Genomic DNA, 21,507 nt, shown 5'->3' with positions numbered 1-21,507 from the left:
CCCCTACTTTATGAACAAAAGTTTCATGGCGTCCAAGGTTTCTTTCATGGAAGACTCTTCTTCTACTTCCTGTTGAAGAAACTCTATCAATTTATCGTTCAGAGCTATAGCTCTATCAATCTTGGGGTTTGATCCTTTGACATAGGCCCCAACATTAATCAAATCTTCAGCTTTTTCATAAACTGTAAGGCTGTCACGGATTCTACCGGCCATCTCATAATAATCTTTGTCCACTATCTGCTTCATAAGGCGGCTGATACTTTCCTGCACATCAATGGCAGGAAAATGATTCTTTGCCGCCAATTTCCTCGACAGAACAATATGTCCATCCAAAATACCCCGGACTGCATCCGCAATGGGCTCATTCATGTCGTCACCGTCAACCAGAACTGTATAAAAAGCTGTAATGGAACCCTTTTCAGCCATTCCGGTCCGCTCCAGCAATTTAGGTAAAAGTGCGAAAACCGAAGGAGTGTATCCTTTGGTAGTGGGCGGTTCCCCAATAGCCAGGCCCACTTCTCTCTGCGCCATTGCAAAACGCGTAACTGAATCCATCATGAACATGACCTTCAGTCCTTGGTCCCTGTAATACTCGGCAATGGCTGTAGCAGTGAAAGCCCCCTTTAATCGGACGAGAGCGGGTTGATCCGAAGTTGCGCAAATCACAACCGATTTCTTGAGTCCATCCTCTCCCAGGTCCTTGTCCAAAACATTGCGCAATTCTCGGTTTCGTTCTCCTATTAGAGCAATGACATTGACATCGGCATTAGAGGATCTTGCGATTTTGCCTAAAAGAATGCTCTTGCCTACTCCGCTACCGGCGAAAATGCCTAGCCTCTGACCTTCTCCGCAAGTCAACAACCCGTCAATCGCCCTTATGCCGGTGCACATTGGCATTTTAATGGATTTGCGCTTCAATGGATTGGGAGGATTCCTATAGATGTCTACTTCCTTATCCAAATACAAGTATTCCTTATCGATAGGTTCTCCTAATCCGTCAAGAACTTTTCCCAAAAGATTTTCTCCAACCTTTATCTGCAGGGACTTGCCCGTGGAAACCACCCTGCAACCTGGACCAATCCCACTGATATCCCCTAGAGGCATCAGCAGCACTTTTTCGTTTTTGAAGCCCACTACTTCCGCTAATACATGCTTATGGTCGTCAATTTCAATGCGGCAGACCTCTCCTACAAAACTTTTGACTCCCTCAACCTGTATGGTCAAACCTATGACTTGAGTTACCTTCCCGATTTTTTGATAAAATGACTTACCCGATAGTGCCTTGTGGTACAAATCGAAGTGTCGGCTATTTTCCATGCCTTTGCCCCGTTTCCATAAGAACCCGTTTGACATTCTCCAGTTTCTTGTCTACGGTGGCATCGATGATGTTAATGTCCGTTTCGATGAAACAGCCTCCCGCCTGTACCGTTTCATCCCTTAGAATCGTGAACACGCCGTTTGGACATAGTTCCTGGAGTTCTGTCAAATTATTCTGAATTATCACCGCTTCCTGCTTTCCGGTCCGAATCACTATTTGGCTCATACTCCGGACTTCTGCCAAAGCATCCTTTGCAATCCCCACAATAATACTATCGTCCAATTCGAGTTCTTTTTTAATGATTGTTTCCGCAATTTTTACAGCCAAGCCTATAATTTCGTTTTCCGTTTTTTGTATATATGCACGTGATTCCTTGTGGGCTGTTTTCAGTATCTTTCCGGCCTCATCAATTTTTTTTTGACTTTCCTTCAAAACTTCTTGCCGGCCGACTTCGCATCCTTCCCCGTACCCTTCTTCAGCTCCGGTTTTGTATCCGGTTTCATAGCCTTTTCTTTTCTCTTCCTCCACAGCTTCCAACGCTTCATCTTCTGCCGCGGAAATAATTTCCTTGCTTTCCTGCTCCGCCATCCTAAGCAGTTCGTCAGCCCGTTGTTTAGTCTGACGAATCAGGGAATCAGCCTGTCCGTCAAAGGAATATTCCCTGATGCCTACCGGATTTTCTTTGACTGGTATGGGGCATATTCCTCGACTGTCATCCATTTGCCGATTTTTGTATATCTTATGAGATGATTGCATCCTCGCCCCCCCTATTCATGTATATTTCTCCAGCCTCATCCAGTCTTCTTATGACCGCCACAATTTTATGCTGGGCTTCTTCCACGGAAACAAGGCGTACCGGTCCGAGAAACTCGACGTCATCCTTGAGGACTTCGACCGCCCTCTTGGAGAGATTCTTGTATATAATTTCAGCCATATCCCTAGAGGCTCCTTTGATTGAAAGAGCAAGGTCTGCGCCGTCAATTTCTCTAAGCATTCTCTGAATGGATGCGCTATCAAGACTGATGATATCTTCGAAAACAAACATGCCGTCCTTTATTTCCTCGACTAGTTTCGGATTTTCCTTAGCCATTTCCTCGATGATATTCTTCTCGGTAGATCGGTCGGCTGAGTTAAGGATGTCCACTATGGTCTTGATTCCCCCGTAGGATTCAAATTGGTTGTCTTTCACATTGGATAGCTTGCCATCGAGGATTTTCTCCACCCGCATGATGACCGTAGGGGATGTCTTGTTCATAGTCGCGATACGGTAGGCCACATCCGATTTAACTTCATCAGGCAGTTCTGAAAGAATGCGCGCCGAATTCTCAGGCTCCAGAAAACACATTATTAAAGCTATGGTCTGAGGATGCTCGTTCACGATAGTCTTTAGTACTTGCATGGGGTCTGTTTCGCGAGCTATGGAAAAAGGCTTTTTATTCATGGCCACCGGACTCAAATTATCAATAATATTCTGAGCCCGCTTATTTCCCAGAGCACGGGTCAGAATGTCCCTGGCGTAATCAATGCCGCCCTGGCGGATATGCTCCCTTGCCTTGTTCATTTCCACGAATTCCAGGAGTATGCTATCTCTGACTTTGGGTTCCACGCTGGTTATATTGGCTATTCCGTATGTGATTTTCTCGATCATCGGTTCCGGAAGCATCTTTAGAATTTTGGAGGATTTTTCCGAGCCCAAAGATATGAACAAAACTGCTGCTTTTTCCACCCCGTTCAATTCCTCTAATTCAGTTAGTTTATTCACCTTTCATCACACCTCATCCTTCAAAACCCAAGTCTTCACCAATTCCGCCAGCTTTTCCGGATGTTCATCGGCATACATCTTGACACTTTTTTCAAGTTCCCCGTCTTCCATGGATTCCATTCTCACAGTGGCCTCCTCTATGACATTATCCATTACATTCTCAAGCGGCAAGGGTTGCCCTATGTTCATATCGAGCCTTTCTCTAAAGCGGGTCCCTTTTTGGCCCTTTCGTAGAATCAACACCATTACGGCCAAAAGAATCAAAAACAAAAAACCACCGGCGATGCCGCCATAGAGCAGATATTTTTGCCTTTTCTGCTCTATCTCAAAGGTTGTCGCCTGTTGCACTTCCATTTCCGCAATCAATTGATTCTGATAAGTTTTGTCGAATGCCATTCCTTCCACGCTGATGAGGTCCCCTCTGCTCTCGTCATATCCCACAGCAGCCACGATAAGGTTACGAATAGCCGTACCTTTATCTTGCGAAAGAGTTCCATTGTAAACTACAGAGGTCGAAATCCGTCGAACCTCCCCTGGCGCCTTTATCCGATGCATCCGTGTCTCCCCTATTTCATAATTGCGAGTCGTCTCGAAGTTGCTGACATTGCCGTCTTCGGCAACAGCATCCGGGTTTTCTATATAATATTCCAGATTATTATCCACAGGACTCGAACCTGCCGTAGCATTTAGACTGTCGGAACGCTCCAATCGGTCCTGCTGGCTCCTTAAAACCTTTTCATCATCATATTCGACAATGGTTGTCTCCTCTGAATCAAAATCCATATCTGCATTGATTTTGACAAGAACATTTCCAACCCCCAAAGTCTGCTCCAACATATTCTGAATCCCCACCTCGAGATCACTTTCAAATGCCGCCTCCATAGCAAGATGGCTGTTGACCAGGGCGGTTGCCGACATTTCTGACTCGTCCATAAAAATTCCTTCGCTAAGAAGATTGGCATTAGTATCTATAACCCGAACATTCCCTTCTGGAACATTTCTAACCGCTCCCGAAACCAAGGCAATAATGCCCCGTATATGCTGTGGCTCCAGTCTATTGAGGGAATTAATCTTGAGTACCACCGTGGCACTCCCCGGTTTTGCCTCCCGGGTAAAAACCGATTCTTCCGAAAGGGCCAGATGTACCCTGGCATACTCCACTTCCTCCAAAGACATGACCGAACGGGCCAATTCTCCCTCCAAAGCCCTCTGATACATGATTTTGCGGTCCTCGTCAGTGACTGCGAACCCTGTATCGTCAAAAATTTCAAAACCCTTACTGCTTTTAGGCAATAACCCATCCATTGCAAGATCGATACGTAAACGTCCCACCTGTGATTCCGGCACCAATATGGTCATGCCTTCATCCTCAATCCTATAATCGCTTATTTTCATTTCATCGAGTTTCTTGATGATGTCGGCCGAATCGTTCATTTCGAGGTTTGGAAAGATAGGTACATAATTCACCTGTCCAAAAAATATGTAATAGGCGACCAATGCAATCAAAAACGCAGAACACAATCCTGCAACTCCTAATCGCTTGGTTTTACTCATATTTTTCCATATTTTATCCACTCTGTTAGCCATTTGTTTCGGATTTTCCATTTCCCATGGCTCCCTTTTTCTATTATTTTATCTCTTATGACGGGCATACATGAGCACACAAAAAAAAGCCCTATTATAAAAGGCTCCCCTGTATTCTGTCAGGTTATAGTCCGGCTGCCATAGCGTTTACCGCCGTAGACCCGATTACTTTGCGTCCCAATTTTTCAATTGGTTTGCCCTTTCCAAAACTATTAAATTTGCATTTTCATGATTTCCTGGTAGGCTTCGATGACTTTATTCCTTACCTGAACAGTCATTTCAAGTGCCAATCTTGCCTCTTCGCCCTGTATTAAAACATTGTGTATGTCATCAGTTTCGCCAAGAGCCAAAGCTTCAGAGTTTTTTTCGGATTGTATCTGTAGCTCATTGACCTCTTCCAATTGCTTTCTCATAGTCTCCGAAAAAGATGTTGCCTTGTCGGCGCCTAAAGACTTGTCACCCGAAACAATTCCCACATTAAGTAAAGATTCTATTCTCATCCCTATCTCCCATCATCATTAGCCTTTGCCTATTTCAAGAGCCTTAGCATACATAGCCTTGCTTGAATTAAGGATTGTAATATTTGCTTCATAAGCTCTAGTGGCCGCAATCATGTCTACCATTTCATTGAGAAGATTGACATTTGGCAATTCCACATACCCATCCTCGTCGGCGTCGGGGTGGCTAGGGTCGTAAACCCGTTTGAAAGGGCTTTGATCCTCTTCAATTCCAACCGCTTCTACGCCAGTTCCCGGACAGTCTCCCTTAAAAACATCCCTATTGAGTTCAGTCTGTAGTTTTTCTCGAAAAACTGCCACTTTTCTTCTGTATGGACCGCCTTCCTCTGTGCGAGTCGTATTGGCATTGGCTATATTGGCGGCTATAACATCCATCCTCAGCCGCTCGGCCGTCAACCCGCTAGCGCTGATAGCCAGTGAATCGAATAATTTCAAAATTATCCTCTCCCTTCATGGATAACATATCTCAGAACTGAAATCTTATTGGAAATCCGCTGGGTCAAAGCACTGTACAAAAGCTGATTTGCCGCAAGGTTCACCATTTCCGATTCAATATTCACATTGTTACCATCCATCCGTTGAGATGCAGATTCATCCCTGACGATTTCAGGCCGAACGGATTCTATTTTGCTTTCGGTTCCCATATGCCCTTGGTCAGTCATCTTCAGCGTAGTCCCCTTCGGCGAACCTATGGCAGACTTCATGGCTTCCTCGAATGACACCTTCTGTGCCTTGTAGCCCTTGGTATTTACGTTGGCAATGTTGTTGGCTATGGTTTTCTGCCTAAGAGTTGCAGTATCCATAGCTTTTTTTAATATTTCAAAATCCCGACTTCCGATGATTTGCATACTCATTTCAGTCACTTCCTATCAGATCGAATTTCAATGACAATACACCTGAATTTATTATTATGAATTATATAAAATTCTTATTCCTTATGCTCAAAGTCAAGGATAACTGATAGAAATAGAAAAAGCAAGTCCTTTTTATGGCAACCTGCTTTTTACACTGTGTGCAATCTGTATTTTCACTGTATTCACTTGTAATTCCAACGCCTGAATGCTTTATAAATATATTTAAATTACTTGAATATTTTTATAAGTCGGTTCATTCCGACTTTTTATCGATGAAGCAAGCCTCCCTGTCCTTTACATAATATGTCTTTAAGTTTTTCTTTCCCTTGGAAGTTTCCGACAACATCTCGACAACATCGGCTTTTCCCTTCATAATGACTTGTATGTTGTCTCTCTGACAATGAACCATGGCTTTAAGCTCCCTCGTCAAATCAGCCACAGCCTCGTCAAAAGCCTTAAGCAGATTTTCCGGCACTCGATTCTCCAGGACTTTTCTATCAAACTTTTCCAGTCCCAAGGAACCAGCCAGGTGGTACTCCAACCTTCGCCTTTCTTTGGCAAGCTGGCTGATATCATCTATGATATCCTGACTATTCTTGAGAATTTCCAAGATATCTTCCGCCGATTTCCCGTCCTTGACCATTGCCGGTTTCAAAGCCTCGTACTTCTTTGTTTGAGCCTTCAAATTACCAATCAAAAATTTCAGTTGCTCCATTACTCGTTCCCCCTCGTCAAACAATCTCCGACCACGCTTCCCTCAATTCCTCAAGAAGCTCACGAACACTCTTGACCTTTTCCGCGTCCATTTTTATATTGGCGTATACCAGCTCCCGCATCATAAAAGCATACAGATCACTCAATTGATTGGCTATTTCACCGGCATCGAAATTCAAAGTAAACGAAAGCTCACCCAGGATGGCTTGAGCCCTCTTAAGGTACTCATTTTTCTTTTCAATATTCTTTTCCCTGATTGCTATTTCCGACAATTTGCATAAGCGGATGGCTCCGTCACAAAGCATAATTATCAGCCTTTTAGGCGAGGCCGTGGTTACATTATTGGTTTCGTAAACTCTGTATGCGTTCGCTGTATTATACATAATTCCTCCTACACTCTCCGATCGAAGATTATGCCCGAATCCCCCATGATTTTTTTCAAGATCCGGTCCATCTCATCTTCGCTCAATATTCGAATCAAATAGTTGCTCGATTTTTCAAACACCTTTATCTGCAGGCTATTTTCCGGCTCATCCTCCACAACTACCAGGTATATGTCCACACCTTTTACCTCGAATACCTTGTTGAGCCGGTGAATTTCCTGTCTAAGAACGCTAGAATCCCGCTTTCTGTCCTTCTCCTTGTGTCTCCCGTCCTTATCAACAAAGGGATTGTCTTTTTTGTGGACATAATCCTTTTCTGTCTTCTCTAGGACCAGCTTCAAAATTTGAGAGTCCACCTTGTCGATATTCAGCATTTACCCCACTCCTGTTTTAACTGCTTCAGCTACTTACAAGCCAGACAAGGAATCCAGCTGGCCCGTAAGCATCGACATCTGGCTTTCAGCCTGTTGAAGCGCCACATCGAGCCTCGTGAATATGCGGATGTAATAAGTCTCCCTCGTCTCCATGCGGTCGGTGAACGCGTCGATTCGGTCGCTCAGCGTGTCCAAAGAACGCTGCAGACCGTCTGCCCTGACCTCCGTTATTCCCGTCCCCGTCGCAATGAGGCTATTTATATAATTTTCCAAGTTTGCAGTCAGGCCTATTTCGTTTCCAGCCGCATCCGTGTCATGGAAAAAGTTCTTCACTGCTTTCGCATCTTCGACTAGGGCATCAGTCAATTTCGAAGAATTCAATTGAAGCTGGCCCTCCTTGTCAATTGTAGTAATCCCTAGCTGGGATGCGTTCGAAAATTTCGAATCAAGCCCGGAAAAAGAGCTTGACGCCATGGTTCTGAGCCTTGAAATAATCCTCTGAAGCGTCGAATCCCCTGCCAGCGTCCCTGCGCTTCCGGCGCTTCCGGCCGTTTCAGAATCCCCCGCATCGGATTTCTCCTGCAGAAATGCAAGCGTCGAATTATATTGGGCGATAAATGCCTCAACCTTTTCGATTGCCTGCGCCGTGTTGTTTGAAACCGTTATGATCTTGGAATCCCCTACATTCGTTTCTGCGCCAAGCGTTATCGTAAGCCCCACTACGGCATCGTCAATCTCGTTTGTATCCCTTTCGATATCGATTCCGTTTATGGAAAACTGCGCGGTAAGGCCGGTCTCCGATGTCACCAAAGGATCTACAACATCCAAACCCAGCGATGCAAGAGGCGTTCCGGCCGCATCTGCAAGGGTTAGTGTCCGTGCTCCTTTATTGTCGTCCTTTAAAACCAGACGGCCGTCCACCACCGTCGCCGCCACCTCGAGAGTGTCGTTCAGGTTGTTTATTTTTCCCACTATGGTGGAAAGGGTGTCCGTAGCCTCAACCATGACGGTTTCAAACAACCCGTCACCGTTCGTAATTGTGAAGCTCCCCGCGATGCCGAGCGCGGTGTCGTTAGTCTCCCCCACCGCGAGAACCTTTGCCCCTATGATCCGCGATGAGGTCGCAATGCGGCCTATCACTATCTCATAGGTTCCGCTCATGGCCTCTGCTGTCGCGGCAGCCGAAACCGTCCCCGAATCCGTACTCGTTGCCGCCTTGCCTTCGTAGACCGAATCGTACTGGATGTCCCTCACCTTGGTCATCAGGCTGTCGAGGCGCGTGTTTATATCCCTCCAGGCGTCCTGCTTGCTCTCGTATTCGGTTTTCTGACTCGCCATCTGCACCAGTGGAAGCTTTTCCATTTCCATCAAGGAATCGATGGTGCTCTGGTCTATTCCGGAATACGAACCCAAAAAATTTATGCCGCTGCTCATAAAATCACTCCTAACCCTTTTCGTCTACAATTATTCCTACTAATTCCCATATTCCTGCGACCACGTCCAGAATCTTTTCGGACGGGATCTCACTCACTGTTTCGTTGGTCTCGTTGTTGACCAGCTTGCACATCATGGTTCCCGTCTTCTCATGAAGCTTGAATTCGTAATGTGTGTCATTCCCGAAAATGATCTGTCCGGCTAACTTTAATATCTCCTCTAATTCCTCACGGCTCGGCGGTTCTTTCAATTCCTCTTGCAGATGCTCTGTCCCCGACTTCTTGATATTATCAGCAGACCGGTCCAAAATTTTTTGTGGAAACTTCCCTATTGAAAACGGTTTTGCTAAAGTTTCCGTTTTAACTCCATTTGATTTCTGCACGCTTATCATTCAGAAGTCCCTCCTTATCGCATTATTATTATGAATACCATTCATAATAATCCGAATTCCTGAAATTTCACGTCCCGGCCAAGTTCACTTATGCCTTTTTTCAGTCCGCTATATATTAGGAAGAAACTCGGTCCATTTTTTATGAATGTTATTCATAACGCTTTATTCGCATTAAAAATGCAAGCCGGCCGACAATTCGGCCGGCTTGCTGTCTTTCATTACATATGCTATCTGAGAAGCTGAAGAACCGATTGAGGCTGTTGGTTCGCCTGGGCAAGCATAGACGTGGCGGCCTGGCTCAATATGTTGTTCTTTGTGAATTCCATCATTTCCTTGGCCATGTCTACGTCTCTGACTCTAGATTCGGCGGCTGTGAGATTCTCTGCCGAAGTTGTCAAGTTGTTGATTGAGTGCTCGAGGCGGTTCTGCCCAGCTCCCAATGTCGATCTTGAACTTGAAACATCTGAAATCGCCTGATCGATCACTCCTAGAGTGTCCGTAAAAGTATTTATATCACTGCTTACATCAACTCCACTCAACGCAAATGTTGCGCCAGCGCTCATCCCCAACGCATCTGCGCTCATATCGCTAAAAGAAAGCCTCAATTCCTGTCCTGCATTCGCACCAATTTGCAGATTAGCGCTTCCGGATACTGCTGCATCATCTTCGGTTATAAGCGTTTGTCCATCAAGACCTGCTACTGAAGCAGTTGCGCCTATCGTGATTTTTACGCCCAGCTTATCAAAATTAAGAACATCACCTTCCGCAACAGCCCCGAGAGTGCCTATACCTACTGTCTGACTTAAACCCTCACCATTTGACAAAGAAATCTCTTCAGCTGCCAATCCATAAGTAAATGTATATATCGCACTTGCTTTAGCTGCAGAAACATCCACATCCGCGTCGACCAAAATCCCAACAGAACCAACAGCTGTGCCAGCTTCTTCAGGGAAGAGGTCGGGATCATCCACCTTAAGTTTTAGTGCGAGAGTGCCATTTAGCAATTTTTTTCCGTTGAATTCTGTATCACTTGCAATGCTGTCAATCTGGTCTGTCAAAGCTTTGATTTCCTTTTGTATTTCTACAATATCGTCCGAGGTGTTCGTGTCATTGTTTGATTGCACTGCCAATTCCCTTATTCTTTGTAGCATGGAATGCGTTTCGTTTAGCGCGCCTTCTGCTGTCTGAATCATGGAAATTCCGTCCTGTGCGTTTCTTGAGGCTTGGTTGAGTCCGCTGATCTGTCCGCGCATCTTCTCGGATATCGCAAGACCCGCCGCATCGTCCCCTGCTCTGTTGATTCTAAGCCCAGATGAAAGTTTTTCCAATGATTTGGCTTGTGCATTGCTTGCACTGTTTAATCTTGAATACGTGTTGAGCGCTGCAATATTGTGATTGATTCTCATTTCTTTTTCCTCCTTGAATTTGTTTTTGGCATCCTTGCCTGATTTTTTTGATGAAGCTTCGGCCGAAGTCTTCGCCTAATGTATATATCGGAAGGCCCATCTATTTGTTTAGCTTTTTTTAAAAAAATGCAAATAAAAAAAGACCGTTTTCATTTTCGGTCTTTCCAAGGTTGCAATCCATTCAATTCACCCAATGCATCCATAAGGCCCGCAGTCGCCCCGGACGCTTCCATGTTCTCTTTTCTGATGGCCTCGAAGACTTCCTCGCGGTGGATTGACACCTCCTTGGGGGCCTCTATCCCTATACTGACCCGCCCGTCCTCTATTCCCATGACGCGGACGATGATTCCTTCCCCTATTATTATACCTTCGTTTTCCTTCCTGCTTAGCACGAGCACAATCTACACCCCTTTCCCCGTAAAGAGCCGATGCTTTGTCTTATACTCGGTTTTCTTAAGTACAACCTGTTTCCCTTCATTTTTTTCGCCTCCAATAATAATCGGTGCGAGAAGATTTGCCGTCATTTCCTTTATTTCTCCGGAAATAGTAAGAATGCAATAAAGATTCACCTGATCAACCTTTGAGATCCCCACGGTTCTCATCTCGCCATCGGGAATCTCCGCCTCGTAGTCGGGGAAGAAATCCCAAGGCCGTATAACAAAAAATGCCGTATCCGGACGCTCTAGGCTTTGAAGGCAATAAAACCTATCATTGTCCGGGAGTTCAAGAAGCACGTACGCTTTGAATTCTTCCAAACCAAGAAGTCCTTCCTTGAACGTTATAATTGCCTCAGGTGCCACTTCGATTTCTCCCAAAATTCTTGTATTGACCTTCACCTCGCTACGCACCTCTTCTCTTATCTCAAATAATCCAATAGCGATGGCTGGAGTATCCTTGCCCCCGTCGCCAATGAAGCCTGATATACATTTTCCATCATGGAAAACTCCATGATTTTCTCGGCCATGTCTATGTCCTCTGTCTCCGATAGCAGCTCTGTCAAATTGATTGTCTCAGCCTCGTTTTTTGATTTCGCGGCCTGGAGCCGGTTGTACTTGGCGCCAATCTCCGCCCGAAGACTCAGTAGATTTTCGAGGTGCTCATCCAGCTTCTCCAACGAATCCGAAGAAAGTTCAGAGTTTTGCCCCGATTCCAATCTGTTCATTATGTTTTTCAATGTATCCCCCAAGGATTCCACGGAGCCGTCCGTAAGCCGGCCTCCGGAAACACTTACATCCATTGTTACGTTCTCAGAGAGCTCGCGGTTAAGCGCCCCATCGTCTCCTCCGTATGCAAGCATATATCCCGAAACCGAAAATGGCGGCTCCGTGGTTTTCTGCCCGGCCAAAACGTACCTGCCATCGTAGTTTGTATTCCCAATCTGTGCGATAGCCTCTATGTTTTGCCCAACCTCGTTTGCTATAGCCTTCATGTCTTCCGGCGCCAAGGTTCCGTTTGCCCCGTAGACGGTCAGCTCACGGATTTTTTGAAGCATATCTCCCATGCCTCCCAATGCGCTGTCTGTCATCTCGGTCCAACCGCTGGAATCTTCTATGTTTCTAAGGTACTGGTCGTTACGGTCGATAGAAGTCTGAATATCCAATGCCCTGGTCGCCAGGAACGGGTCGTCTGAGGGCCTTGTGATTTCCTTCCCCGTGGAAAGCTGATTCTGAAACTTCTGCATGTTTTCCAAATTCCTGTTCAGATTATACAGATAATTAGCCATTATACTGCTGTTTGTGACTCTCATCATGTCCCTCCTATGCGAACAGTCCATTCAAGAGGGTGTCCAACATCTGCGTCAGTGTGGACATTACCCTTGCGTTGGCTTGATAGGCCGTCTGGTATTGTATGAGGTTTGCCACTTCCTCGTCTATGGAAACTCCTGAAATGGATTCCTTGCGCTGGTTAAGCTGAAGCAGCAGGGTTTCCTGGTTCTCTAATCCCCGCTGGGCGCTCTGCGTGTCGATTCCGACTGTAGCAATGATTCCCTTGTAGAAGCTGTCAAAGGTTCCCTCCGCATTCGAGGGCACAGACATATCCACGGCATCGTATCCGGCTAAATCCAAACCGATTGCAGCCATGTCGAACCGACCGTTCCTGAGCTGGGCGATAGCCAGTGCCCGGCTTCCGTCGCCGGCGGGGCCGTCCAAAACTGCTCCCGCCTGCACCAAATTCTCATCCTGCAGAATAGCCGCATTTACAGATATGTTTTCGGCAGTGAATGGTTCGCCTTCTTGTCCCGTGAAGAAATCCACCGTAACACCATCAGGATTATGAATTTTGTTTACCGCTTGCGCTATCCCATTGACGAGCAAATCCAGCTGGTCCTGATAGTTTGAAATATCTGTCATTGCCATGGTGTTTCCCACCAGAGCGCCTTCCTTGAGGTCCGGTTTCGTCAATATCACTGTTCCATCATTCCAATCCTCTCTGGGATCGGTGAAAATAACATCACCCTGCGTATAATCAGCAACGTTCGTTTTTACGGTATGAATATCAGTTGGATCACCCTTTAGTGAAACTGTGAGATGCCATTCTCCATCCGTATCGCCTTCCACAAACACGACTGATTGAACTACGGACATTTCCATCTCGGCAGGCTCTTTTGGATTCACGTCAAGTAGAATCTTGCCTGTCTCCCTGTTTGTTATCTCCATGCTGCCGTTCTTGTCTAGGCTCGTTTCTATGTTTATTATGGAAGAAAGCCTGTCCACGAGGAGATCCCTTCGGTCCATGAGATCGTTTGGCTCCATTCCCTTGATATTAACTCTATATATCTGGTCGTTCATATCGTTTATCTGTCCCAAAAGCACGTTTGCATCATAGACCTTTGACGTCTGTAAGGTCGTCAGGTCTGCTTTAAGGGTTTCCATCTGTCCGTCCAAGTGGTTTACTGTGCCTGTCAGAGTAACTGCTCCCTGCGCAACTATAGTCTTGGCACTGACATTCTCAGGAGTTTTGCTCAATTCCTGCCACGAATTCCAAAATTCGCCCAAGGTTGAATTGAGCCCCGTATCGCTCGGCTCGAGCAATATCATTTCCACCTGCTCAAGGGCAGCCTCTCCGGATTCGAAACGCCCCTCTATGGCGTTCTCAAAACGTATCTGTGCATCGAGGAGTTCGTCTCTAGTCCGGGTTATGGAGACGACTTCCACGCCGGTACCTAACTGTCCGATGCCGGCATAACTAAAAGGCTGGGTCGTCTGCAGATTGACCCTCTGCCTTGAGAACCCTTCCGTATTTGCATTTGAAATGTTGTGACTCGTGGTGTTTACGGCATATTGCTGCACCTGCATGCCGAGCTTTGCCACATTAAATGCTTGAAATATGCCTGACATGACTTCCCCCTAAACCGATCTGTCCATAGATGCTGTCACTCCTTGCTTGTTCGCAACAGTACCCTTTTGTCCATAGGTGATTCCGCTCTTTCTAATAGCTTTTTGAAGTATGTCCATGAGCCGTTGGGCATACTTCACGGATTGCTGAGTGAGCATAATATTTATTTCCTGAAGCGCCTTGACTTCATCCGCAAGATTCTTTATGGCTTCGCCCTTTTCAAAAAGGCTCCGACCCCTTTTTTCGTCCAATTGACGGACCATCTCACCCAAGGAAATATTTCCCCATGCCTCTTTTCTAAAGTTTTCCGTTTGATCCAAATCCTTCTGTATCGACTCTTTGAGGGCAACAAGCTTCATTAGACGCTTCCCGTCTTCATGTATTAGAACATCTTTCTCCTCGCGAAGCAAATCTGCAAGCCGCCTCAAAAGATTTTCCTGTCGCTGCAATAAATGCCTCATGATTTATTTCTCCTTGTACATCTGCTGATTGATTTCAGCAAGTATGCGGTCTGCCAATTCCCTTGAAGACACTTTGTATGTTCCTGCCTGCAATTTTGCTTTTATGGATTCAACCTTATTGGCATTTCCGAAATCCATGGTTTTAATGGCCTTGGCATAATCTTTGATTTTTTGTGAGGCCTCGGACAATTTGATGGTGTCCTTTTCTCCCGATTTTGAGCTTATATTATTCTTTTCTATGCTTTTTTCAAGTTTTTGTACAAACTGTGCATATCCCGTTCTGTTTATCTTCATAACTATCCACCTCTTTATCCGGTCTTGTCCATATCTTCCCTTATTATTATATCGGCATCCCCATGTAGAAGTTTACTGTTTCAAAAAACTTTCTTAAAAATCAAGGATTTCTGAATCGAAAATTTCTGACTTGCTCTCTATTAACCCAATTTGAGTACCCTTTCAGCTGCGCTGAGAATATTTGTGATACGTATACCGAATTTTTCATCCACCACTACTACTTCTCCCTGTGCCAAATGTTTGCCGTTGATGTATATTTCCAGTGGCTCTTCAACCAATTTATTCAATTCCACAATGGTTCCCGGCTCAAGCGCCAAAATATCCTTTATGCTTTTTTTCGTCTTTCCAAGAACCACGCTTAATTCCAGCGGCACATCGAAAATTAGATCTATGTTTCTCGGACCCCTTTGCCTTGATTGCTCCTTTAATTCCGCAAACATCGGTTTTTGGATTCGAACATCTTCATTAGGTCTTTCCATTTCAAAAACTTCAGATTCAAAGAAGGGTTTCGTTTCAAGCTCTTCTCCAAAGGTATTTTCAGGCTTTGAATCCGGTGAGTCGAGGCCTTCCAGCATACCCTTTGAAATCTCTTTGGCGGTTTCAATCATATACAATTGCGTGATTTCGCTATCAATCAGGTCTTCGATTTTCATATTAAAAACAATTTTTACGACTTTCGTGTCGGCCGAAAGATCTTGAAGTTCGATTTTTCCAGTATCATCCCCTACCTGGATGAAGGGCGTATCTATGTCCACAGACCGTCCCAGCATGGTAGATATAGCCGTTGAAGTCGAGCCTATCATTTGATTCATAGCTTCAGACACTGCACTGAACTCTATTTCCGACATTTCCTTGTTCGGATTGCTGCCATCTCCACCCATCATGAGGTTGGCAATGATTGATGCGTCCCTGTTTCTCATCAAAAGAGCGTTTGTTCCGTGAAGCCCCTCATTAAATTTCACCTGCAACAAAACATAGGGTGTCTCGAAGTTGGCGACCAGTTCCTTGAATGTTGTCAACTCCACTTGCGTAGTCGTAATACTGACTTGTTTATTCAATAAAGTTGACAAGGCCGTGGTCACTGTCGACATGGAAAGGTTTCCCACTTCCCCCATTACATCTCTTTCCTGAGGACTGATATCTTCCGTATCGTCTACGTCCATACTCTTGCGGTGCAGAGAATCAATTTCTTCCCGAGATAAAAAGTTGTCGCTCACCTATTACACATCCTTTCTTGTATATTCTACGACCTGAACTGCCAATTTTTTATTGTAGAGACCAGGCTGAACACGCAGATACTCGCAGTCCTCTACGTATAGTTTCATGGGTTCCCCTGCCAGTATGTCCAGTTGCAGCACATCTCCGCAACTAAGCTCCATGAAATCCTCCACAGTGATTTGCGCTTCTCCGAGATTCACCCTCAGATTCACGTTGCTTTTTCCTATGATTTGCTCTATGTCGAATCGGTGCATATCTACAGATGCCATACTATCCATTTCTTGATAAGTATTAGTGTGGAGTTTGTCAAGGGATCCGTCAAAAGCTCTATACGGGATGCACATATTAATCAAACTTTGTTCGCCATTTATATTGATACTAAAAGTTATTAGGCAAACGGCTACTCCAAACGACAATATCTCGTTCAATTGGCCGTTGGTTTCTATCCCGTCCATGACGGGTTCCAAATCTAAAAATTCCTTCCAGGCCATCTTGTTTTCGTTTATCATCATGGCCATAACCTCCTTTATTATGCTGATTTCAATTTCCGTGAATTCCCTCAACTCGATGTTATTACGCAACGTTCCACCGCATAGCAAATCCACCAATTGAAATCCCAACTGCGGTTTAGCCTCCAATATCATGGGACCTCTCAATGGTTCCATTCTAAAAATACACATGAGCGTAGGATTTAAAACAGAACGCATGAATTCACCATAGATGACCTGCTCAACGGATGCCACCTTCATTTCAATATCAGCTCTCATTTGATTGGATAAAATATTGGATAGGATTCTGGCGTAATTTTGGTAAATGGATTTGATGACATTTATATGATTTTTAGAAAACTTGTTGGGTCTTCTAAAATCGTAATTTTTTATCCGCCGTTTTTCCTCCGTCTTTACAATTTTTTCGGATTTCTCAGCGCCACTGCTTATCTCATTGATTAAAGTATCGATTTCTGCTTGAGATAATATTTTTTCCATGAGACCACCTCTTTACGGAGTTTATTTCAATGCCTTGTAAATTGCCTCGACAACACGTTCACCGTTAAAAGGCTTGACAATGAAATCCATGGCACCTGCCTTAATGGCGTCCAAGACCATAACCTGTTGTCCCCTAGCGCTGCACATAATCACTTTTGCTTTTGGATCGAATTTCTTGATTTCCTTCAAGGCTTCGATTCCGTTCATCTCCGGCATAGTTATATCCATCGTCACAATGTCCGGTTTCAGTTTTTTGTACTCCTCTACTGCCTTTATTCCGTTTCCCGCTTCACCTACAACCATGAAACCATTTTTTTCGAGTATGTCCTTAACCATCATTCTAACAAATACTGCATCATCCACTATTAAAACGCTTTTCGCCATTTAAATAAACCTCCCGAAAACAATAATCCTTTTACTGTAATTTCTTCACTTCCATTGTTTTTACCGGGATTCGTAAGGTTTCAAGGATATTGCGAACCGCTTCAATATTATTCCTCTGTGACTTTCGATTCGGACTACACCACCGATTTTCTCAATATCGCGAGCCACCACATCCATGCCGACTTCCCGTCCGTAAAAGCCGGCGATTTCTTTATTGGTAAAAAATCCCTTTTCTATCGCCTCTTCAACAATTCTTCCCCTATTCAATCCCTTTCCGTTTAACACTTATATATTTTTGCTTTTTCGCAACTTTATTCAGTTTATTGTCTTCCTTTATCTTTTGCTTTCTCGATAATTAAAGATGATTCCTTTTTCTCCGATACTTCTTTTTCTGAATTTCTGCTTTCGCCTTGTAATTCCCCAGCAATCGACTTGTAAATATTCACATCGATTTCTTCTATTTCCAAATTTTTCAAAGCCTTTTACTCGAATTAATGCTTCGTTAGAATCGCTTTTAAAATCCGAAGGATAATGAAAAACCTACTTACCGAATTACATTATACCATTTACGATGGAAAAAGTCCTTACATTTTCCAGCTGAGAATCTTCATCAAAACTGATTTTAACATGGTAAAACCTGTCGCCCGCCTCTAAATCCAAGTCCAAAACACCTTCGTCCTGTACATCTTCAAGGTTCCGATTATTATCTGCCTCCGGTTTCCCGTTTAAAATTTCAGAGATATCCTATAAAATGTCCTAAGTCTTTTCATTGTTTATGATAATGGTTTCCAATTGCTCGACCAATTGTTCCATCTTATGGCTATAGATTTCGATCATTCACTCTATGTATAATTCGTTTTGCCATATAAAGACTGCTTATGTTTATTCTATCGGTAATTTTTAAAATTCATTTAGTCGTCTATACCAAAGTTCCTTTTTCACAATCGAGTAGGAATCTCGTGACAGAAAAATATAGTAGTCTTAGCAGTCGCTGTAGGGTTTTAAGGTGATAAATTAGTGGAATCTCGTGATAGTAGTCGCAGTAGCTGCAGTAGCTGCAGTAGTCGCTATTGGATGTCTATATAAAAGACAGATAACGGCTTTTCATGTCTTTACTTTAGGAACTGTTGGCTAGCATACCAAGTCGGTTCATGAAGTCAAGATTTTAATAGTCTATCAGATGGATTTTACAAAAATAATTTCCAATTTCACAAGCAAAAAAAGAAATACCTCCTAGTAAAAATAGGAGGATTGTAATATTAGTGTTTTATGAAAGCCTTGAAAAAACACGCTCGGTTAGTTCCGTGAGGCTATCTTATGAGTAGGAGTAATAAGTAAATCACTCATGAAAAAGTATATCACAATTGGCAATTATAATGTATCATCTTAACTTAGTTAAAAGCTAAATCCACACAATATGAGAAAGAACCCAGATTTTGTTATACTACCAAAAGAACAAAACCAATGATTGTTCTGTCTTTTTCTGCCCGCTGCACGCTTCCCTTGCTATTTTATCTTTATCTTTATCCTTTTCTGCCAACTGCCCACTGCCAACTGCCCACTGCCCACTGCCTTTGCTCTTTTATCTTTTTCTTTATCTTTTTCTTTATCTTTTTCTGCCCACTGCCCGCTGCACGCTTCTTTTGCTGTTTTCCCTGCTATCTCTCTATATTGATTACCCTGGAAAGCTCAAGAATACTTTCCGTAAGCCTCTCGAGTTTCCCTTCAATCCGCACCAGCAGGTATACTGAAACGGCTATCGGGAAACCCAGATTGGCAACATTCGCATAAATCTCTTCCATCCGCAATCACCCTCTTTTTTTAAGTTGACAAAAGGCGGTCACCACTCGACCGCCTTCCGCCTGTTTCTTTTACTGCTTTTATCTTTTTCTGCCTGCTGCCTACTGCCTACTGCCTACTGCCTACTGCCTACTGCCATCCTAGAACAACTCATTGATTTCTGTGCTTACAACCCTGGCGCTCTTTGCGGAAACAAGATCCCCACCGGTGCTGTCAAAGATATTTGCAGTCACTATTGCGCCCATTCCCGTTTGAACCTCAACCGCCGTCAAATCCACTTTTGGATTGTCGACAGAGATTTTCGAGGTTGTTCCTGCGTTGTTGTTGAAAGTCATTTCAAGCCTATCGCTCATTTTTTATGCCCCCCTTCCTATACTTCATCTACCAGTTCTTCTTCATCAATTCTTGCAATTTCCTCAATCGATTTAGATTGAAGATTCATCATTGCATCGGCTGCCGCATAAACATCGGCATCCGCCGATTCTGCCTTGACCTTTGAATAGGTCTTGGTCTTAACGATGTTGTTTCCCTCAACATCGATACCCTCGATGTACTTGATTCTAAGTTTAGAATCTTTTGCCTGCGATACTACTGCCATACAAAGCACCTCCTTTTTTTTCTTCCGACCGGTCTACTATATAAATGAGCCTTGACCGGATTGTTTATACTTCGTATCCCATATCTTCAAGATTTTTTCCCAATTCCTCAAGAGCCCTTCTCTTTCGCTGCACAGCCGTCATGTAGTGTATTCCCCTCTCTCCGGCTATCTGCCTAAGTGTTTTTCCTTTCAAAAAATACTCCCTGATCATATCCTTGTGCACAGGCCTCAACCTATCGAAAGCCCCCTTCATAGTCAGCCTGATCTCCTTGCCTATGCAAAGGTCCCCGATATCTACCAAATCCTCAATTAGGTCTATTTCTTCCCTGTTATCGCCGTCCCCTCTAATGCAAACATTGAGCAGGCAAAGCGGAACTTTTTTCCTCCTTAGCTCACAATAAAGATACCTTAACGACTTCTGCGCAACACCAAGAAATACCGTGCCTCTTTCCGGATCAAAACGGTCAATTTCCTTGAGTAGGCGCAGCCTGCCCTCTTGCATCAGGTCCTCATAATCCATATCGCCATAATAGAATCTACCAATGGATTTCTTTATAAGGGGTTCAAGCCTTCTGACTACAACCCCCCGAAAATCAGACCTGCCCTCCGCCGTGTCAACAACCATATACTGTATACTTTTGTCCATTTCCCCATTCCTTTGGGGAACCGGTTCCCATGATTTGCCTGGCAGTGCCATCATACGGTTTTTCATTTCAAAAGAAAAAAGCCGACCTTGTAAAAAGTTGGCCATAGAATATTGTTTTAATTTAAACCGGATTAAAAATAGCGTTTATAATTTTTAAGTTGGGTAAAAAACTGTCGAGCTACCGAATTCTTCTATATCATTGCTACGCAGTGAAAGCCCCACGGTTTTATAATTAAGGATTCTTTCAAGCCGGATTAGTGTATAATATCGTTAGAATGCTTTAGGCGGTGATATCTATTGGAAACGTCCATAATTAAATTGATAAATTTCATGGCTTTAGAAATACGGGTTTTTTTAGTTGCGGCGCTTCCCATAGTCGAGCTCAGGGGCGCCATTCCTCTCGGAATTGCGGAAGGAATGAATCCTTTTTCAGCGGCATTGATTTCTTTAGCAGGAAGCATGCTCCCTGTACCCTTCATACTTTTATTTATGAAGCCTGTATTCACTAGGATGAGGGGAAGCAATACCGGTGTTAAAATAGTAGACACATTGACGCGCAGAACAAATCGCAGGGCGGAAAACATAAAGAAATACAGTGCATACGGACTGATTCTTTTCGTTGCCATACCGCTCCCTTCTACGGGAGTCTGGACTGGTGCAATGGCCGCATCCCTTTTCAACATCCCCATAAAAAGAGCATTTCTAGCAATTTTAACCGGAGATTGCATAGCAGCTATTCTTGTAACGCTCCTTAGCAAGGCAATAATATAAGCAAGAAAAAAGCGCAAAAAGCTTCTTGACAGGTATTTGCGCAGGGTGTACTATATATGTTGTAAAACTAAATAAAAACTTGATACCTTATCAAGAGTGGTGGAGGGAATAGGCCCTACGAAGCCCGGCAACCGGTAGAAATACGCGGTGCCAAATCCTACAGATTGAATCTGGAAGATGAGGAACAGACGGTATAAATATGCCTCTTCCTTTGGGAAGAGGTTTTTTAATTAAAAGTCGCTCCGGGTATCAAGAAACAACCAAAACAAGGAGGC

Annotated in this window: 30 protein-coding genes and 2 riboswitches; of the genes, 1 reads left to right on the top strand and 29 read right to left on the bottom strand. The window is 44.1% G+C overall.

The genetic code is table 11. The features are described from left to right. Nucleotides 1-3: 3 nt before the first annotated feature. The 29 genes from fliI to JJE29_01150 all read right to left on the bottom strand — a co-directional run bounded on the left by fliI (nucleotide 4) and on the right by JJE29_01150 (nucleotide 20,461). On the bottom strand, nucleotides 4-1,317 hold the full coding sequence (fliI, locus tag JJE29_01290) for a flagellar protein export ATPase FliI (GenBank protein ID MBK5251272.1): 1,314 nt from the start codon (nucleotides 1,315-1,317) through the stop codon (nucleotides 4-6). After that, nucleotides 1,307-2,074, bottom strand: a complete 768-nt coding sequence (locus JJE29_01285; protein MBK5251271.1) for a hypothetical protein — start codon at nucleotides 2,072-2,074, stop codon at nucleotides 1,307-1,309. Before JJE29_01285 ends, fliI begins: the two co-directional genes overlap by 11 nt. After that, nucleotides 2,058-3,080, bottom strand: coding sequence for a flagellar motor switch protein FliG (gene fliG, locus JJE29_01280; protein ID MBK5251270.1), 1,023 nt, complete (start codon nucleotides 3,078-3,080; stop codon nucleotides 2,058-2,060). Before fliG ends, JJE29_01285 begins: the two co-directional genes overlap by 17 nt. Before the next feature lie 6 nt (nucleotides 3,081-3,086). Beyond that, nucleotides 3,087-4,685, bottom strand: coding sequence for a flagellar M-ring protein FliF (gene fliF / locus JJE29_01275; protein MBK5251269.1), 1,599 nt, complete (start codon nucleotides 4,683-4,685; stop codon nucleotides 3,087-3,089). A gap of 101 nt (nucleotides 4,686-4,786) precedes the next feature. After that, nucleotides 4,787-4,873, bottom strand: a riboswitch (cyclic di-GMP riboswitch). Between the two features lie 3 nt (nucleotides 4,874-4,876). Then, complete coding sequence (gene fliE, locus JJE29_01270; GenBank protein ID MBK5251268.1) at nucleotides 4,877-5,164, bottom strand: flagellar hook-basal body complex protein FliE; 288 nt, start codon at nucleotides 5,162-5,164, stop codon at nucleotides 4,877-4,879. A gap of 18 nt (nucleotides 5,165-5,182) precedes the next feature. After that, nucleotides 5,183-5,617: a flagellar basal body rod protein FlgC gene (gene flgC / locus JJE29_01265; protein ID MBK5251267.1), complete on the bottom strand. Its 435-nt coding sequence runs from the start codon at nucleotides 5,615-5,617 to the stop codon at nucleotides 5,183-5,185. A gap of 2 nt (nucleotides 5,618-5,619) precedes the next feature. Next, complete coding sequence (gene flgB, locus JJE29_01260) at nucleotides 5,620-6,036, bottom strand: flagellar basal body rod protein FlgB (GenBank protein ID MBK5251266.1); 417 nt, start codon at nucleotides 6,034-6,036, stop codon at nucleotides 5,620-5,622. Nucleotides 6,037-6,289: 253 nt separating this feature from the next. Next, on the bottom strand, nucleotides 6,290-6,751 hold the full coding sequence (locus JJE29_01255; protein ID MBK5251265.1) for a hypothetical protein: 462 nt from the start codon (nucleotides 6,749-6,751) through the stop codon (nucleotides 6,290-6,292). A gap of 16 nt (nucleotides 6,752-6,767) precedes the next feature. Continuing rightward, complete coding sequence (gene fliS / locus JJE29_01250) at nucleotides 6,768-7,133, bottom strand: flagellar export chaperone FliS (GenBank protein MBK5251264.1); 366 nt, start codon at nucleotides 7,131-7,133, stop codon at nucleotides 6,768-6,770. A gap of 8 nt (nucleotides 7,134-7,141) precedes the next feature. Next, nucleotides 7,142-7,507: a hypothetical protein gene (locus JJE29_01245; protein MBK5251263.1), complete on the bottom strand. Its 366-nt coding sequence runs from the start codon at nucleotides 7,505-7,507 to the stop codon at nucleotides 7,142-7,144. Nucleotides 7,508-7,540: 33 nt separating this feature from the next. Beyond that, nucleotides 7,541-8,941 carry a flagellar filament capping protein FliD gene (gene fliD, locus JJE29_01240; GenBank protein ID MBK5251262.1) on the bottom strand — a complete coding sequence of 467 codons (1,401 nt, stop codon included), beginning with the start codon at nucleotides 8,939-8,941 and terminating at the stop codon, nucleotides 7,541-7,543. 10 nt (nucleotides 8,942-8,951) lie between these two features. Next, nucleotides 8,952-9,332 carry a flagellar protein FlaG gene (locus tag JJE29_01235; GenBank protein MBK5251261.1) on the bottom strand — a complete coding sequence of 127 codons (381 nt, stop codon included), beginning with the start codon at nucleotides 9,330-9,332 and terminating at the stop codon, nucleotides 8,952-8,954. Between the two features lie 227 nt (nucleotides 9,333-9,559). After that, nucleotides 9,560-10,738 carry a flagellin gene (locus JJE29_01230; protein MBK5251260.1) on the bottom strand — a complete coding sequence of 393 codons (1,179 nt, stop codon included), beginning with the start codon at nucleotides 10,736-10,738 and terminating at the stop codon, nucleotides 9,560-9,562. A gap of 149 nt (nucleotides 10,739-10,887) precedes the next feature. Beyond that, on the bottom strand, nucleotides 10,888-11,136 hold the full coding sequence (gene csrA, locus JJE29_01225; GenBank protein MBK5251259.1) for a carbon storage regulator CsrA: 249 nt from the start codon (nucleotides 11,134-11,136) through the stop codon (nucleotides 10,888-10,890). A gap of 3 nt (nucleotides 11,137-11,139) precedes the next feature. Then, the gene (locus JJE29_01220) at nucleotides 11,140-11,574 is read right to left on the bottom strand and encodes a flagellar assembly protein FliW (GenBank protein ID MBK5251258.1); all 435 of its coding nucleotides are present in this window, start codon (nucleotides 11,572-11,574) and stop codon (nucleotides 11,140-11,142) included. Between the two features lie 20 nt (nucleotides 11,575-11,594). After that, nucleotides 11,595-12,485, bottom strand: a complete 891-nt coding sequence (gene flgL, locus JJE29_01215; protein MBK5251257.1) for a flagellar hook-associated protein FlgL — start codon at nucleotides 12,483-12,485, stop codon at nucleotides 11,595-11,597. Nucleotides 12,486-12,495: 10 nt separating this feature from the next. Next, entirely contained in the window at nucleotides 12,496-14,076 is a 1,581-nt protein-coding gene (flgK, locus tag JJE29_01210) for a flagellar hook-associated protein FlgK (GenBank protein MBK5251256.1), read from the bottom strand. 9 nt (nucleotides 14,077-14,085) lie between these two features. Beyond that, nucleotides 14,086-14,535 (bottom strand): flagellar export chaperone FlgN, encoded by a 450-nt coding sequence (gene flgN / locus JJE29_01205; GenBank protein ID MBK5251255.1) that lies wholly within the window; start codon nucleotides 14,533-14,535, stop codon nucleotides 14,086-14,088. A 3-nt stretch (nucleotides 14,536-14,538) separates the two neighbouring features. Further along, nucleotides 14,539-14,829 carry a flagellar biosynthesis anti-sigma factor FlgM gene (gene flgM / locus JJE29_01200; GenBank protein MBK5251254.1) on the bottom strand — a complete coding sequence of 97 codons (291 nt, stop codon included), beginning with the start codon at nucleotides 14,827-14,829 and terminating at the stop codon, nucleotides 14,539-14,541. Nucleotides 14,830-14,969: 140 nt separating this feature from the next. Next, nucleotides 14,970-16,046, bottom strand: coding sequence for a flagellar motor switch phosphatase FliY (gene fliY, locus JJE29_01195; protein ID MBK5251253.1), 1,077 nt, complete (start codon nucleotides 16,044-16,046; stop codon nucleotides 14,970-14,972). Between the two features lie 3 nt (nucleotides 16,047-16,049). After that, complete coding sequence (gene fliM / locus JJE29_01190) at nucleotides 16,050-17,033, bottom strand: flagellar motor switch protein FliM (protein ID MBK5251252.1); 984 nt, start codon at nucleotides 17,031-17,033, stop codon at nucleotides 16,050-16,052. Nucleotides 17,034-17,054: 21 nt separating this feature from the next. Beyond that, nucleotides 17,055-17,417, bottom strand: a complete 363-nt coding sequence (locus tag JJE29_01185) for a response regulator (protein ID MBK5251251.1) — start codon at nucleotides 17,415-17,417, stop codon at nucleotides 17,055-17,057. Nucleotides 17,418-17,477: 60 nt separating this feature from the next. Next, on the bottom strand, nucleotides 17,478-17,684 hold the full coding sequence (locus JJE29_01180; protein ID MBK5251250.1) for a hypothetical protein: 207 nt from the start codon (nucleotides 17,682-17,684) through the stop codon (nucleotides 17,478-17,480). 53 nt (nucleotides 17,685-17,737) lie between these two features. Continuing rightward, nucleotides 17,738-17,884, bottom strand: coding sequence for a hypothetical protein (locus JJE29_01175; GenBank protein ID MBK5251249.1), 147 nt, complete (start codon nucleotides 17,882-17,884; stop codon nucleotides 17,738-17,740). An 85-nt stretch (nucleotides 17,885-17,969) separates the two neighbouring features. Continuing rightward, nucleotides 17,970-18,083 (bottom strand): hypothetical protein, encoded by a 114-nt coding sequence (locus tag JJE29_01170; protein ID MBK5251248.1) that lies wholly within the window; start codon nucleotides 18,081-18,083, stop codon nucleotides 17,970-17,972. Nucleotides 18,084-19,075: 992 nt separating this feature from the next. Then, nucleotides 19,076-19,219: a YvrJ family protein gene (locus JJE29_01165; GenBank protein MBK5251247.1), complete on the bottom strand. Its 144-nt coding sequence runs from the start codon at nucleotides 19,217-19,219 to the stop codon at nucleotides 19,076-19,078. Between the two features lie 138 nt (nucleotides 19,220-19,357). Continuing rightward, the gene (locus JJE29_01160) at nucleotides 19,358-19,570 is read right to left on the bottom strand and encodes a DUF2922 domain-containing protein (GenBank protein MBK5251246.1); all 213 of its coding nucleotides are present in this window, start codon (nucleotides 19,568-19,570) and stop codon (nucleotides 19,358-19,360) included. Between the two features lie 17 nt (nucleotides 19,571-19,587). Next, nucleotides 19,588-19,815, bottom strand: a complete 228-nt coding sequence (locus tag JJE29_01155; GenBank protein MBK5251245.1) for a DUF1659 domain-containing protein — start codon at nucleotides 19,813-19,815, stop codon at nucleotides 19,588-19,590. Between the two features lie 64 nt (nucleotides 19,816-19,879). Continuing rightward, nucleotides 19,880-20,461: a sigma-70 family RNA polymerase sigma factor gene (locus JJE29_01150; protein ID MBK5251244.1), complete on the bottom strand. Its 582-nt coding sequence runs from the start codon at nucleotides 20,459-20,461 to the stop codon at nucleotides 19,880-19,882. A gap of 297 nt (nucleotides 20,462-20,758) precedes the next feature. Here JJE29_01150 and JJE29_01145 point away from each other — a divergent pair, with 297 nt between their 5' ends. After that, nucleotides 20,759-21,232, top strand: coding sequence for a small multi-drug export protein (locus JJE29_01145; GenBank protein MBK5251243.1), 474 nt, complete (start codon nucleotides 20,759-20,761; stop codon nucleotides 21,230-21,232). Between the two features lie 84 nt (nucleotides 21,233-21,316). Further along, nucleotides 21,317-21,416: riboswitch (SAM riboswitch) on the top strand. The last annotated feature ends 91 nt before the right edge of the window (nucleotides 21,417-21,507 follow it).

The sequence above is a fragment of the Peptostreptococcaceae bacterium genome (genome assembly GCA_016649995.1).
Taxonomy (GTDB): domain Bacteria; phylum Bacillota; class Clostridia; order Peptostreptococcales; family BM714; genus BM714.
This window is presented reverse-complemented; position numbering and strand designations above follow the sequence as displayed.

Excerpts from the sequence above, each read along its gene's own strand:
- fliE (MBK5251268.1), bottom strand. The coding sequence starts at position 5,164 with ATGAGAATAGAATCTTTACTTAATGTGGGAATTGTTTCGGGTGACAAG.
- JJE29_01185 (MBK5251251.1), bottom strand. The coding sequence starts at position 17,417 with ATGGCGAAAAGCGTTTTAATAGTGGATGATGCAGTATTTGTTAGAATG.
- JJE29_01235 (MBK5251261.1), bottom strand. The coding sequence starts at position 9,332 with ATGATAAGCGTGCAGAAATCAAATGGAGTTAAAACGGAAACTTTAGCA.
- flgM (MBK5251254.1), bottom strand. The coding sequence starts at position 14,829 with ATGAAGATAAACAGAACGGGATATGCACAGTTTGTACAAAAACTTGAA.
- flgB (MBK5251266.1), bottom strand. The coding sequence starts at position 6,036 with ATGAGTATGCAAATCATCGGAAGTCGGGATTTTGAAATATTAAAAAAA.
- JJE29_01230 (MBK5251260.1), bottom strand. The coding sequence starts at position 10,738 with ATGAGAATCAATCACAATATTGCAGCGCTCAACACGTATTCAAGATTA.
- fliI (MBK5251272.1), bottom strand. The coding sequence starts at position 1,317 with ATGGAAAATAGCCGACACTTCGATTTGTACCACAAGGCACTATCGGGT.
- JJE29_01245 (MBK5251263.1), bottom strand. The coding sequence starts at position 7,507 with ATGCTGAATATCGACAAGGTGGACTCTCAAATTTTGAAGCTGGTCCTA.
- JJE29_01150 (MBK5251244.1), bottom strand. The coding sequence starts at position 20,461 with ATGGACAAAAGTATACAGTATATGGTTGTTGACACGGCGGAGGGCAGG.
- JJE29_01160 (MBK5251246.1), bottom strand. The coding sequence starts at position 19,570 with ATGAGCGATAGGCTTGAAATGACTTTCAACAACAACGCAGGAACAACC.
- fliF (MBK5251269.1), bottom strand. The coding sequence starts at position 4,685 with ATGGAAAATCCGAAACAAATGGCTAACAGAGTGGATAAAATATGGAAA.
- fliS (MBK5251264.1), bottom strand. The coding sequence starts at position 7,133 with ATGTATAATACAGCGAACGCATACAGAGTTTACGAAACCAATAATGTA.
- flgN (MBK5251255.1), bottom strand. The coding sequence starts at position 14,535 with ATGAGGCATTTATTGCAGCGACAGGAAAATCTTTTGAGGCGGCTTGCA.
- fliM (MBK5251252.1), bottom strand. The coding sequence starts at position 17,033 with ATGGAAAAAATATTATCTCAAGCAGAAATCGATACTTTAATCAATGAG.
- flgK (MBK5251256.1), bottom strand. The coding sequence starts at position 14,076 with ATGTCAGGCATATTTCAAGCATTTAATGTGGCAAAGCTCGGCATGCAG.
- flgL (MBK5251257.1), bottom strand. The coding sequence starts at position 12,485 with ATGAGAGTCACAAACAGCAGTATAATGGCTAATTATCTGTATAATCTG.
- JJE29_01155 (MBK5251245.1), bottom strand. The coding sequence starts at position 19,815 with ATGGCAGTAGTATCGCAGGCAAAAGATTCTAAACTTAGAATCAAGTAC.
- JJE29_01255 (MBK5251265.1), bottom strand. The coding sequence starts at position 6,751 with ATGGAGCAACTGAAATTTTTGATTGGTAATTTGAAGGCTCAAACAAAG.
- JJE29_01165 (MBK5251247.1), bottom strand. The coding sequence starts at position 19,219 with ATGGAAGAGATTTATGCGAATGTTGCCAATCTGGGTTTCCCGATAGCC.
- fliD (MBK5251262.1), bottom strand. The coding sequence starts at position 8,941 with ATGAGCAGCGGCATAAATTTTTTGGGTTCGTATTCCGGAATAGACCAG.
- JJE29_01285 (MBK5251271.1), bottom strand. The coding sequence starts at position 2,074 with ATGCAATCATCTCATAAGATATACAAAAATCGGCAAATGGATGACAGT.